Origin of the sequence: Micromonospora gifhornensis (assembly GCF_016863515.1) — a bacterium.
In the GTDB taxonomy this organism is placed as follows: Bacteria; Actinomycetota; Actinomycetes; order Mycobacteriales; family Micromonosporaceae; genus Micromonospora; species Micromonospora gifhornensis.
The window spans coordinates 107,958-121,461 of sequence record NZ_BOPA01000019.1; the positions used below are offsets into that span (position 1 = coordinate 107,958).

Sequence of the window (13,504 nt, forward strand, 5' to 3'; positions counted from 1 at the left end):
TTTCAGGCTTGCGCAAACTGTCGGCAATGTTGCCGGCTGATTTGCAAGGCATTGCAGAATGTTTCGGCAAGGGCTAGCGTGCGGGCCAATCAGCGACCAGAGGAAGGCCGTCGATGAAACCCCCGCCGAAACCGCGCAGCGCCCTGCTCGCCCCCGTCTTCCTGCTCATCCTCACCCTGCTCGGCGCGCCGGTGGTGGTGCACCAGAGCCCCGCCGTGGCCGCGAACAGCACCGGCACGCAGAGCCCCACCGGGGCCGCGACCTGGCAGTCCCCGCCCAGCGCCAAGGCTCTGCTCGACGCCGGCAGCAGTCGGGCCCGTGCCGAGCAGTTCTACTTCGTACTGCCCGACCGGTTCGCCAACGGCGACCCGCGCAACGACCGGGGCGGCCTGAGCGGCGACCGGCTGCGCACCGGCTACGACCCCACCGACAAGGGGTTCTACCAGGGCGGCGACCTCAAAGGGCTGATCGACCGACTGGACTACATCCAGGGGCTCGGCACGACCGCGATCTGGCTGGCGCCGGTGTTCAAGAACCGGCCCGTGCAGGGCAAGGGCGACGACGTCTCGGCCGGCTACCACGGCTACTGGATCACCGACTTCACCCAGGTCGACCCGCACTTCGGCAGCGCCGCCGACCTGAAGAAGCTGGTGCAGTCGGCGCACCGGCGCGGCATCAAGGTCTACCTCGACGTGATCGTCAATCACACCGCCGACGTGATCACCTACGCCGAGGACCGGTACAGCTACGTGGACAAGGCGACCGCGCCGTTCCGCGACGCGCAGGGCCGGCCGTTCGAGGACCGCAACTACGCCGACGGCAGCCGTACCTTCCCGCAGGTCGACAACCGGTCCTTCCCGTACACCCCGACCTTCGCGAGCCCGGCGGACGCGAAGGTCAAGGTGCCGGGCTGGCTGAACGACCCGACCATGTACCACAACCGGGGTGACTCGACGTTCGTCGGGGAGAACAGCGAGTACGGCGACTTCTTCGGCCTGGACGACCTGTGGACCGAGCGTCCCGAGGTGGTCCGGGGCATGACGAAGATCTACGCCGACTGGGTGCGGGACACCGGTGTGGACGGGTTCCGCCTGGACACCGTCAAGCACGTCAACATGGACTTCTGGCCGCAGTTCAGCCGGGGCATCGAGCAGGCCGCCGCCCGCGCCGGCAAGAAGGACTTCTTCATGTTCGGCGAGGTCTACAGCGCCGACCAGGAGATCACCTCCAGCTACGTACGCGAAGGCGCTCTGCCCGCCACCCTGGACTTCGCCTTCCAGGAGGCGGCCCGCGGCTACACCGCCAACGACGGCTCCGCCAAGGCCCTGGCCGACGTGTACGCCCGCGACGACCTGTACGCCGCCCGGGACACCCACGCCGGTCGACTGGCGACCTTCCTGGGCAACCACGACATGGGTCGGATCGGCTCCTTCATCGCCACCGGCCCCACCGACCCGGCCACCCACCTGCGCCGCGACCAGTTGGCCCACGAGCTGATGTTCCTCACCCGGGGACAGCCGGTGGTCTACTCCGGTGACGAGCAGGGCTTCACCGGCGCGGGCGGCGACAAGGACGCCCGACAGCCGATGTTCGCCTCGCGGACCGCCGACTACCTCGACGACGACCTGCTCGGCACCGACCGCACCCACGCCCAGGACCAGTTCGACCGCAGCCACCCGCTGTACCGCACCATCGCCGGGCTGGGCAAGCTGCGCCAGGCACATCCGGCGCTGCGCGACGGGGTGCAGGTGACCCGGCACGCGGCCGACGGGCCGGGCGTCTTCGCCTTCTCCCGGTTCGACCCCGACAACCGCACCGAGTACGTGGTGGCGGTCAACAACGCGGCGACCGCGCAGACTGTCACCGTGGACACCTGGTCGGCCGGCGCCACCTTCGCCGGCATCTACGGCACCACCGGCCGGCCCACCGCTGCCGGCGACGGCAAGCTGACCGTGACCGTGCCGCCGCTGTCCGCCGTGGTGCACCGGGCCGGCAAGCCCGTCGCGCTGCCCACCGCCAAGCCGGGCCTCACCACCACCACCGCCCCCGACGCGCCGGCCACCCGGGCCGAGATCACCGCGGAGGTCACCGGGGATCCGCTGGCCACCGTCACGATGGCCGCCCGGGTCGCCGACGGCCGGTGGACGCTGCTCGGCACCGCCCACCGGGCGCCGTACACCGTGCACCACGACCTGACCGGGCTGGCCGCCGGCACGAAGGTCGAGTACCTCGCGGCGGTCCGCGACGGTGGTGGCCGCACCGCCACCACCCGCGCGGCCACCACCGTCGGCACCCCGGAGCAGACCGGCTCGTCCCGTGACTGGTTGGTGGTGCACTACCAGCGGCCCGACGGCGACTACACCGACTGGGGCCTCTATACCTGGGGCGACATCGACCCCGAGTACGCCACGGACTGGCCGGAGGGGCAGCCGTTCGCCGGCACCGACGCGTACGGGCGGTTCGCCTGGGTGAAGCTCAAGCCGGGCGCGAAATCGGTCGGTTTCCTGGTGGTCGACGCCGACGGCACCAAGGACGTCGAAAACGACCGGACCGTGGACGTGACCCAGTCCGGCGAGGTCTGGGTCAAGCAGGGCGACCCGGCGACGTACCCGAGCCGGGAGGAGGCGGCCGGTGAGCCGGCGCCGCCGGTCGAGGACGGCACCGCGGTGATCCACTACCGGCGACCCGACGGCAACTACGACGGGTGGGGCCTGCACCTGTGGGACGGCGCCGCCAACCCCACCGACTGGGCGCGGCCGATGCCGCCGACCCGGATCGACTCGTACGGCGCGGAGTTCCGGGTGCCGTTGTCCGAGGGCGCGACCGGGCTGAGCTACATCATCCACCGGGGCGACGAGAAGGATCTGCCGCAGGACCAGCGGCTCGACTTCGCCGACGCCGGACGCGAGGTGTGGCTGCTGGCCGCCACGCCGGGCCGGCTGCTGCCCACCACTGCCACCGGCACCGGTACGGACACCGACATCGGTAAGCAGAAGGCGCACTGGATCGACAGGTCCACCGTGGCCTGGCGCACCGGTCCCACCGATGGCAAGGCGTACGCCCTGGTGACCGCGCCAGCCGGCGGGTTGCGGGTGGTCGACGGCGAGTTGGTCGGGGCGTACACCTCGCTGCCGTTGACCGCGCAGCGCAACGGGCTCACCGAGGCCCAGCGGGCGGCCTTCCCGCACCTGTGGGACCACCGGACCTTCAGCCTGGACCGGAAGGATCTGTCGAAGGTGCCGGCCGCGTTGCGTGGGCAGGTGCTGGTCACCGAACGGGCCGCCGACGGCACCCTGCTCGGTGCCACCGGCGTGCAGATCCCGGGCGTCCTCGATGACGTGTACGCCCCGGCGACGGCCGCCCGACTGGGCGCCACCTTCACCGGTGGCGTACCGACGCTGGCGGTGTGGGCTCCGACGGCCCGCAACGTGTCGCTGGAGCTGTTCGACTCGCCCACCGCCACACCGCGCCTGGTCGAGATGCGCCGTGACGACCGCACCGGAGTCTGGTCGGTACGCGGGGCCCGGGACTGGACCGGCCGGTACTACCGGTACCGGGTGCAGGCCTGGCAACCGGCGACGCAGCAGGTGGTGACCGCCTCGGTGACCGACCCGTACTCGGTGGCGCTGGCGGCGGACTCCACGCACAGCCAGATCGTCGACCTGGCCGACCCGAAGCTGACCCCGGCCGGCTGGGCGAAGCTGCGCAAACCGGCCGCCCCACCGGCCGCCAAGGTGCAGATCTCCGAACTGTCGGTACGCGACTTCTCCATCGCCGACAGCACCGTGCCGGCCGACCGGCGGGGCACCTACCTGGCCTTCACCGACCCGACCACCGCCGGGATGACGCATCTGCGGGCGATCAGCGACGCGGGCGTCAACCACCTGCACCTGCTGCCCGCCTTCGACTTCGCCACCATCCCGGAGCGGCGCGCCGACCAGCGGCAGCCCGACTGCGACCTGGCCACCCTGCCGCCGGACTCGGAGCGCCAGCAGGAGTGCATCGCCGCGGTCCGCGACACCGACGGCTACAACTGGGGGTACGACCCGCTGCACTACACCGTCCCGGAGGGCGGGTACGCCGTCGACCCGAACGGTGCCCGCCGCACCACCGAGTTCCGACAGATGGTCGCCGGGATCAACGGTGCCGGTCTGCGGGTGGTGCTCGACGTGGTCTACAACCACACCTCGGCCGCCGGCTCCGATCCCAAGTCGGTGCTCGACCAGATCGTGCCCGGCTACTACCACCGGCTGCTCGACGACGGGACGGTGGCCACCTCCACCTGCTGCGCCAACACCGCCCCCGAGCACGCGATGATGGGCAAGCTGGTGGTCGACTCGATGGTCACCTGGGCCACGGCGTACAAGGTCGACGGGTTCCGGTTCGACCTGATGGGTCACCACCCGAAGGCGAACATCCTGGCCGTACGCGCCGCGCTGGACAAGCTGACAGTGGCCCGCGACGGGGTGGACGGTAAGAAGATCCTGCTCTACGGCGAGGGCTGGAACTTCGGCGAGGTCGCCGACGATGCCAGGTTCGTGCAGGCCACCCAGGCCAACATGGCCGGCACCGGCGTCGGCACCTTCAACGACCGGCTGCGCGACGCGGTGCGCGGCGGTGGGCCCTTCGACGACAACCCGCGTCAGCAGGGCTTCGCCTCCGGGCTGTTCAGCGACCCCAACGGTGACCCGGTCAACGGCACCACCGCCGAGCAGCGGGCCCGGCTGCTGCACCAGCACGACCTGATCAAGGTCGGGTTGGTCGGCAACCTGCGCGGCTACCGGTTCACCGACTCGGCGGGCCGGACGGTCACCGGCGACCAGGTCGACTACAACGGCTCACCCGCCGGCTACACCGACGCCCCGGGCGAGGCGATCACCTACGTCGACGCGCACGACAACGAGATCCTGTACGACGCGTTGGCGTACAAGCTGCCGCAGGCCACCTCGGCCACCGACCGGGCCCGGATGCAGGTGCTCGCGTTGAGCACTGTGGTGCTGGGCCAGGGGGCCGGGTTCGTCACCACCGGCACCGAGCGGCTGCGGTCGAAGTCGCTCGATCGAAACTCGTACAATTCGGGTGATTGGTTCAACCAGATCCGTTGGGACTGCGCCCAGGGCAACGGGTTCGGCGCCGGTCTGCCGCCCGCCGAGGACAACCGGGACAAGTGGCCGTACGCGAAGCCGCTGCTGGCCGACCCGAAGCTGGTGCCGGACTGCGGTGCGATCGAGTTGACCGACGCCCGCTATGCCGAGCTGCTGCGGATCCGTAACTCATCCCCGGTGTTCGGGCTGTCCACGGCCCAGGAGGTGCAGCGGCGGGTCAGCTTCCCGCTGTCCGGTACGGGCGAGACGCCGGGGGTGCTCACCATGACCCTGGACGCGCGGGGTCTCGGCGGGCAGTGGAAGTCGGTGACAGTGGTCTTCAACAGCACGCCTCAGACGGCGACCCAACGGGTCACCGGGCTGCGGGGCGCGGACGTGGCGTTGCACCCGGTGCTGCGGTCCTCGGCCGACCCGGTGCTGCGGACCGCCGGCTTCGCCGCGTCGACCGGCACGTTCACCGTGCCGGCGCGCAGCGTGGCCGTCTTCGTCCAGCGCTGACCCCGCTCCTACGACGCGAACCGGTCGTGAACAGGGACCGGCCCCCTCCCGCTTGCGCGAGAGGGGGCCGGTCACCTGTGTGGCCGTGTTGGCCACGGTGGAGACGATCAGCCGAAGCAGCGGGGGACCGGAGTGAAGGTGCCCTCGCAGTTGGTCGGCTTGTTGGCCGTGATGGCCGACTTGTCGTCGACGTTCACCTCGCCGAGGAAGTTGAACACGCCGCCCGGACGGAAGGTCGCGAAGTTGTGCGCGACCTTCGTCTTGTCCAGGTCGGTCCTGGCGAAGATGTTGAAGATGCCGCCGCCGACGCCCAGCGGGCCAACGGCCCGGTTGCCGCTGATCTCGCTGTTGCGGAAGGTCGACTCGCTGAAGACGGTGAACACGCCGCCGCCGAAGAAGCCGGCCTTGTTGGACACGACCTTGCTCTCCTCGACGTTGGCGATCGCGCCCAGCGCCAGGGCGATGCCGCCACCCACGCCAGCGGTGCTGTTGTTGGCGACCTCGACGTGCCGCAACTCGATGCTGCCCTCACCCGCGGCGGTCACACCGCCACCGGCAAGTACCGCCGTGTTGTCGGTGATCTTCGAGTACTTGATGGTGCTGTTGCCCTCGATGTCGAGGTAGCCACCACCGAAGCCGAGCACCTCGTTGCTGGTGATCTCGGTCTTCTCGATGTGCGTCGTACCACCGTCGATGTCCCGACGGAAGATGAACGCCGCGCCGTTGGAGATGCCTCCACCGCCGATGATGGCGTCGTTGTTGACGACCCGCGACTCGCGGACCTGCAGGACGCCGGCGTTGAAGATACCGCCACCGTAGAAGAAGGCGGTGTTGTCGGCGACCGTGGTGTGGTAGAGGCTGGCCTTACCGAAGTTGGCCAGACCGCCACCGACGCCACCGGCCTGGTTCGCCACGATGTGGGTCTCCTCGAACTGCGCCGTGCCACCGGGCTGGACCAGGACGCCGGCGCCGTCGTTCGGCTCCGGCTGAGCCAGCACCGACACCTCACCCTTGGACTGCGCGGCCTTGAGCGCGGCGCCCTTGGGCTTGGCCTGGAGCAGCGGCAGGTAGTCCTTGCCGGCCTGGGCGGCCTTGGTCGCCTCGACCGAGTTGGAGAACCGCGACCACACCGCTTCCGGGGTGTCGCCGTTCGCCTCGAGTGCCAGGGTCTGGCCACCCTTGATGGTCAGGCCCTTCACGGTCAGGTGCCCGCCCCGGCCGACGTTGAGGATCCGGAAGTAGTCGGCGGTGGCGTCCCGAACGATCTTGGTGTCGTGCCCCTTGAGCACGACGTTCTCCTCGATTACCGGCAGGCCGTTGCCGTACTCGTCGGACCGGGTCAGCTTGTAGGTGCACCCCTTGGCCAGGTTCAGCACTCCGCCGTGGTTCTCGTTGGCGAAGACGATCGACTGGATCAGCTTGTCGGAGTCGCAGGGCACCTCCTTGCCGCGATCCTTGTCGTGACCGCGGTCTTCCTTCTTGCCCTTGTGCCCCTCACGGCCCTCGGCGCCGTCCTTGCCGTCCTTGTGCCCCTCGCGCCCTTCGGCGCCCTGGTCCCCGTCCTTGCTGACCTGCTGGGCGGTGGACCAGCGCAGACCCTCGGAGCTGACCGCGCCGGCGCCGGTGGCAACACCGACGGCGGCCATGCTGACCACGCCGGTGAGCCCGGCGACGCCGCTGACGAGCCAGAGCTTGCGGCGCCGCTTGGGCGCCGCCCCCGACTCGGCGGCGTTGTTCTTAGCTAGAAAGTTGGACATCGGAGCTCTCTGCCCTCTCGTCGTACCAGACAGGGTCGTCGCATCGCTGACGCGCGTCCCCTGCTACAAATCGGTTGTAGCTCCCACAAGCACCGTATGAGAAGGTTCTTCGCCTCGGGCGCATATCCGAAACAACCCCACATTCGGTGTGGGGTGGGCGGAGCGCCGCGAGCGGCGCAACCGGGCGCGCGGCACCCGAGCAGGCCGGAGATGGCCACAAGAACGCCTTACCGGACGTCCGCGCCCTCGCTCTGGGTTGGGCCGGCGCCGGGCGTACGCCGCCAACGTGCGGGCACGATCGGGGCTCCTCCGCAGCGCGGAGGAGCCCCTGGTTATGTGGTCGTGCTCTGGGATGTCATGTCCAGGTTTTCGACGTGCTCAGCCGAAGCAGCGATCCGGTACGACCGGGCTGCCCACGCAGTTGGTCGGGCGGTTGCCGGTGACGGCCGAGTCCCGGCTGATCGTCACGTCGTCGTTGTTGGTGTAGATGCCGCCGGGTGGCCGGTTGGAGAAGTTGTACGCCACCTTCGACCGCTCCAGCCGCACCTGACCGTCGACGTTGTAGAGGCCGCCGGCCACGGAGTTCAGCGCCACCGCGCGGTTGGCGACGATCTCGCTGTCGCGCAGCACGACCGTGGCACCGAAGACGGACAGCCCGCCACCGTACTGCTCGGCGACGTTCTCCTTGATGGTGCTCTGCTCGATCACCGCGGTGCTGTCGGCGGCGACCGCCAGGCCGCCGGAGCTGTCGTCGGCGGCGTTGCGGGCCACCAGGACCTTCTCCAGCGCCAGTTGGCTCTCGGAGTAGGCGGCCAGGCCCCCGCCGTCGTTGCCGGCGTGGTTGTCGACGACCTCGCTCTGCGAGAGCGTGCTGGTGCCCCCGTAGTCGAGCAGGCCGCCGCCCCAGCTCAGCGCGCGGTTGCGGTTGATTGTGGACTTCCAGACCCAGACCGTGCCGCCCGACAACGCGTCAGTCATGGCAGGAGCGCCGTTGCCGATGCCGCCACCGTTGTTGGCGCCGTTCGCGGTGATCTTGGAGTTCTCCACCCGGAGCACCCCGACGTTGAACACTCCACCGCCGGTGCCGGCCGAGTTGCTCGCCTCGACCAGGCTGTCCGCGAGCCGGGTGGTTCCGTAGTTCGCGATCGCGCCACCGTTGCCACCGGCGTTGTGCAGGATGAACCGGCTGTGCTCGAGGTCGGCCTGCCCGCCACGGTCGACGAGCAGTCCGGCGCCGTCACCGGGGCCTGGCTGCACCAGCGGTGCCACCTCTGCCACGGTCTTGGCCGCCTTCGGCTTGGCGGCCTTCGCCTCCGGCTTCGCGGGCTTGGCCGCCGCGGCCTTCGTGGGCTTGGCCGCCGTGGTTTCCGGCTTCGCGGCCTTCGGCTTGGCGGCCTTCGGCTTGGCGGCCTTCGGCTGGGCCTTCGTGGTCTCCTGCCCGGTCGGCGAGAGCGCTGGGGCTGGCGGCATGGCCGGCAGCGTGGCCGGTGGACCGCCGACCAGGTCGGGTACGGTCTGTCCACCCTTGATCGTCACGTTCTTGAGGGTGAGGTGACCGTCGCGAGCCACCGCGAGGATCCGGAAGGGATCCGCGTTGGCCGCCCGGGCGATCGTGGTGTCGTGGCCGCGCAACGCGATCGCCTGCCGGATCACCGGTAGGCCGTTGCCGCCGTCGGAGCGGGTCAGCTCGTAGGTGCAGTTGCGGGCCAGGTCGAGTGCGCCGCCGTGATTGGCGTTGGCGTACGTGATGGCCTGGATGAGCTTGTCGGTGTCGCAGGGCACCTGCCGGGCCGACTCCTTGCCGCCCCGCTCGTCGCGCGCCCCGCTCCATTCGCCGCCACGATCACCGGCGTCCTTGCCACCCTTGTCGGCCGGAGCGCCCCCGTCCTGCCGAGGCGCGGCCGCCGGTTGGGTGTCCGAGGTGCGTTCCTGACCGCCGGACTTCTGGTCCCGGGAGGCGACCCCACCCAGTGCGGCCAGGCCGACCACCCCGGTCAGGCCGGCCACACCGGCGGCCACCCAGAGTTTGCGTCGTCGTCGTTCCGGTGGGACCGGAGGCGGCCCACCGTAGGAAGTGGTTACGTCATTGGACATCAGAGCCTTCCGCCCTTTCCTGCTATCAGGGTGACCCCCCTGCCCAAATGGGCGCGAGACACCACAAATAGGGTTCTAGCCTCTGAGACCCACCGTATGAGAAGGTTCCTCATGAGGAGGACGTATCCGAAAAAGCCCCGCATAAGGCATCGGATCGGACGGTACGGCGCATCTGCGCCCTCAGCGACAGGCCGGGGTCAGGCGGCGGTCGGCGGAGGAAACGACGGCGGGCCCCTCACCGGGTGACGTTGTCGTCGTACCCGGGAGGAGCCCGCCGGTTTGTTCGGTCGGTGATCAGCCGGGCAGTCGCGGCCCCGCCTCACGCTGCTCGGCCAACCAGGTCTCCACCTCGTCGGAGCGGCGGGGCAGGCCCGCCGACAGGTTCACCGCACCGGAGGCGGTGACCAGGATGTCGTCCTCGATCCGGATGCCGATGCCGCGCAGTTCCTCGGGGACCAGGTCGTCCTCCGGCTGGAAGTACAGCCCCGGCTCGACGGTGAGCACGTACCCCTCGCCGAGGCTGCCGTCGCGGTAGGCCTCCTTGCGGGCGTTGGAGCAGTCGTGCACGTCGATGCCGAGCATGTGCCCGAAGCCGTGCAGCGTCCAGCGGCGGTAGACGGTGGAGTTCTCGTCCATCGCCTCGTCCACGCTCACCGGCAGCAACCCCAGCTCGGCCAGACCTTCGGCGAGCACCCGCATGCAGGTCAGGTGGACCTCCTTGAAGGCCACGCCCGGCTTGATGACGTCGATGCCGGCCTGCTGCGAGGCGTACACGATGTCGTAGACCTGCCGCTGAAGGGCGGTGAACCGGCCGTTGACCGGCAGCACCCGGGTCACGTCGGCGGTGTAGAGGTTGCGGCCCTCCACACCCATGTCCATCAGCAGCAGCTCGCCCGGCCGGGTGACACCGTGGTTGTGCACCCAGTGCAGGATCGTGGCGTGCTCGCCGGCACCGACGATCGAGCCGTAGCCGACGTCGTTGCCGTCGTGCCGGGCCCGCAGCGCGAAGATCCCCTCCAGCAGCCGCTCCGAGACCCCGCGGTCGGCCGGCAGCGCCCGGGCCACGTCCTCGAAGCCGCGTACGGTGGCGTCGATCGCCTCCTGCAGCTGGCCGATCTCCCACTCGTCCTTGACGAGCTTCTGCTCGGAGATGGCGATGGCCAGCTCCCGGTCCCGGGCCGGCTGGCCCTCCTCGCGTGCCCCGTCGTACGCGCGTACCGCAGCGTCCACCCGAGGATCGAACCCACGCAACACCCGGGTACGCGCCGGGGCCAGGTCGGCCAGCGCCCCGTCCAGCTCGGTCAGGTCGACGGTGGGCAGGCCCAGCTCGGTCGACTTCTCGGTGAGCGTGTGCCGCCGCCCCACCCACAGCTCGCCGTGCCGGCTGCGGAAGAACTCGTCGTTCTCCCGCGAGCTGCGCGGCCGCATGTACAGGATGGCGTCGTGCCCCGAACCGTTGGGCCGCATCACCAGCACGCTGTCCGGGTCCTGGTCACCGGTCAGGTACGCGAAGTCGCTGCCCGGACGGAACCGGTACTCGGTGTCGTTGGCCCGGATCTTCTCCCCGCCGGTGGGGATCACAAGCGTCTCGCCCGGGAAGGCGGCCGACAGGGCGGCCCGGCGCTTGGCGTAGTTCGGCACCTCCGGTCGGGGACCGACCGGCAGCGTGGTGTCCCGCCAGCCCTGCCGCATGAACGCCAGGAACGCCGGGGGAAAGTCCGGGTCGTGTGACTCGGTGCCGTCGGCCGGCTTGCCGTCGGTGCGTTCCTCGGTCATGCCCGCTCCCTTCATGTAGTTGCTGGCCCCGACCGTACCGCGAATCCTGCTCGTCCCGGTCAGGGTGATCACCCCGGCCGGCCCGCGTGACCCCACCGGACGGCGCGCGGCGAGGTCGGCCCGCCGAGCCAGCCCGTGCCGCAACGCCCGATTCGTACGCGTGGAAAGATGGCAAACATGTGCGGACTCCTGGCTTTTTTCAGTGCACGCGGCGACGCCGCCGCTCACCGCGACAGCATCGCCGGAGCGTTGGAATGCCTGCACCACCGCGGCCCGGACGAGACCGGTGTCGAGGTGGTCGGGGACGCCACCGGCCGGTACGCGGACGGGGTGTTCGCGCACAAGCGGTTGGCGATCATCGACGTTGCGCTCAGCCACGAGCCGCTGCCCTACGCCGACGGGCGTTACCTGCTGACCTTCAACGGCGAGATCTACAACTACATCGAGCTGCGCGAGGAGTTGATCCGCGAGCACGGGGCCCGGTTCGCCACCAACGGTGACGGCGAGGTGATCGTCGCCGGCTACCACTACTGGGGTGAGCAGGTGCTCACCCGGCTGCGGGGCATGTTCGCCTTCGTCATCTGGGACCGGCAGGCCCGCCGTGCGTTCGGCGCCCGCGACTACTACGGCATCAAGCCGCTGCACTACCTGGAGACCGCCGACGGGCTCTACCTCGCCTCGGAGAAGAAGGCCCTGCTGCCCTTCGCGCACTCCGCGCACATCGGCGACGCCGGGGTCGACACGGCGAACCTCAGCCACTACCTGACCCTGCAGTACGTCCCCGAGCCGGGCACCCTGCACAAGCAGATCAGCCGGATCGGGTCGGGGGAGTACCTCACCTGGACCCCGGGCGGTCGGATCGACGTACGCCGCTGGTACCGCCCGGTGTTCCGACCCGCCCCGGTCGCCGACGAGCAGAAGCTCTACCACGAGATCCGGGAGACGCTGCGCGAGAGCGTACGCATGCACATGCGCTCCGACGTGCCGGTCGGCTCGTTCCTGTCCAGCGGGATCGACTCCACTGCGGTGGTGGCCCTGGCGCGGGAGTTCAACCCGAACATCCTCACCTTCACCGTCGGTTACGACGTGCCGGGTTACTCCGAGATCGACGTCGCGCAGGAATCGGCCCGGCACCTCGACGTGACCACCATCCCGACCAAGATCGGGCCGCAGGACATGATCGAGGCGCTGCCGAAGATCGTCTGGCACCTGGACGACCCGGTGGCCGACCCCGCGCTGGTCCCGCTCTACTTCGTCGCCAAGAAGGCCGCCGAGCACGTCACGGTGGTGCTCTCCGGCGAGGGTGCCGACGAGTTCTTCGGCGGCTACACCATCTACCGTGAACCGCTCTCCCTGAGCAGCGTCAACGGCCTGCCCGGCGGGGTGCAGAAGGGTCTGCGGGCGGTCTCCAAGGCGATCCCGCAGGGTGTCAAGGGCAAGAGCTTCCTGGAGCGCGGCACCACCCCGATCGAGGAGCGCTACTACGGCAACGCGCGGATGTTCACCGAGGAGGAGAAGCAGCACCTGCTGCGCCGCTACGACCCCTCGGTGCGCTACACCGACGTCACCGCGCCGATCTACGCCGAGTGCACCGAACTCGACGACGTCACCAAGATGCAGTACGTCGACCTCTACACCTGGCTGCGCGGCGACATCCTGGTCAAGGCCGACCGGATCTCGATGGCGCACTCGCTGGAGGTGCGGGTGCCGTTCCTCGACCGCGCGGTCTTCGAGGTCGCGGCGAAGATCCCGGTGGATCTGAAGCTGCCGCCGCGCTCCGACGCCACCAAGTACGCCATGCGTCAGGCGTTGCAGGGCGTGGTGCCACCGGCCATCGTCAACCGCAAGAAGCTCGGCTTCCCGACCCCCACCCGGGTCTGGCTGCGCGGCGAGATGTACGAGTGGGCCCGGCACGTGCTGAGCACCTCGGGCGCCGGTGACCTGCTCGACCTGTCGTACGCGCTGCGGCTGCTGGAGGAGCACAAGCGGGAGGAGGCCGACCACTCCCGCAAGGTGTGGACCGTGCTGATCTTCTGCATCTGGCACGCGATCTTCGTGGCGAAGACCCTGGACCCGGGCATCCAGCGCAACCAGTCCGCCCTGCTCACCAAGCCGGTGGTCGGCTCGATGGTCCGCTGACCTGCCAGAGGGGATCTTCGTGCACCGGAGGGCGGCCGGTGGAACGAAGGGGATGGAGCATGACGGATTCCGGCCATTCCGTCTTGTATGGACATTGGCCTACCGTCATCAGCAAGTGGTCCGTTTCAACGAGAG

The 13,504-nt window shown here is 69.8% G+C and carries 5 protein-coding genes; 2 read left to right on the top strand and 3 right to left on the bottom strand.

Annotated features, from left to right (window positions below):
• The first annotated feature begins 113 nt into the window (after positions 1–113).
• Positions 114–5,603 carry a pullulanase-type alpha-1,6-glucosidase gene (pulA, locus tag Vgi01_RS14085; protein ID WP_204291297.1) on the top strand — a complete coding sequence of 1,830 codons (5,490 nt, stop codon included), beginning with the start codon at positions 114–116 and terminating at the stop codon, positions 5,601–5,603.
• A gap of 107 nt (positions 5,604–5,710) precedes the next feature.
• Here the strand turns inward: pulA and Vgi01_RS14090 are convergent, their stop codons facing one another.
• The 3 genes from Vgi01_RS14090 to Vgi01_RS14100 form a co-directional block, all read right to left on the bottom strand.
• On the bottom strand, positions 5,711–7,360 hold the full coding sequence (locus Vgi01_RS14090) for a right-handed parallel beta-helix repeat-containing protein (protein WP_204291298.1): 1,650 nt from the start codon (positions 7,358–7,360) through the stop codon (positions 5,711–5,713).
• A 378-nt stretch (positions 7,361–7,738) separates the two neighbouring features.
• Positions 7,739–9,454 carry a right-handed parallel beta-helix repeat-containing protein gene (locus Vgi01_RS14095; protein ID WP_204291299.1) on the bottom strand — a complete coding sequence of 572 codons (1,716 nt, stop codon included), beginning with the start codon at positions 9,452–9,454 and terminating at the stop codon, positions 7,739–7,741.
• A gap of 294 nt (positions 9,455–9,748) precedes the next feature.
• Positions 9,749–11,230, bottom strand: coding sequence for an aminopeptidase P family protein (locus Vgi01_RS14100; RefSeq protein ID WP_204291300.1), 1,482 nt, complete (start codon positions 11,228–11,230; stop codon positions 9,749–9,751).
• Positions 11,231–11,407: 177 nt separating this feature from the next.
• Between Vgi01_RS14100 and asnB the strand changes: the two genes are divergently transcribed.
• Complete coding sequence (asnB, locus tag Vgi01_RS14105; protein WP_204291301.1) at positions 11,408–13,369, top strand: asparagine synthase (glutamine-hydrolyzing); 1,962 nt, start codon at positions 11,408–11,410, stop codon at positions 13,367–13,369.
• Positions 13,370–13,504: the final 135 nt, after the last annotated feature.

Bases quoted from the DNA above. Each gene is read 5' to 3' on its own strand.
- pulA (WP_204291297.1), top strand. From the start codon at position 114: ATGAAACCCCCGCCGAAACCGCGCAGCGCCCTGCTCGCCCCCGTCTTC.
- Vgi01_RS14090 (WP_204291298.1), bottom strand. From the start codon at position 7,360: ATGTCCAACTTTCTAGCTAAGAACAACGCCGCCGAGTCGGGGGCGGCG.
- Vgi01_RS14095 (WP_204291299.1), bottom strand. From the start codon at position 9,454: ATGTCCAATGACGTAACCACTTCCTACGGTGGGCCGCCTCCGGTCCCA.
- Vgi01_RS14100 (WP_204291300.1), bottom strand. From the start codon at position 11,230: ATGACCGAGGAACGCACCGACGGCAAGCCGGCCGACGGCACCGAGTCA.
- asnB (WP_204291301.1), top strand. From the start codon at position 11,408: ATGTGCGGACTCCTGGCTTTTTTCAGTGCACGCGGCGACGCCGCCGCT.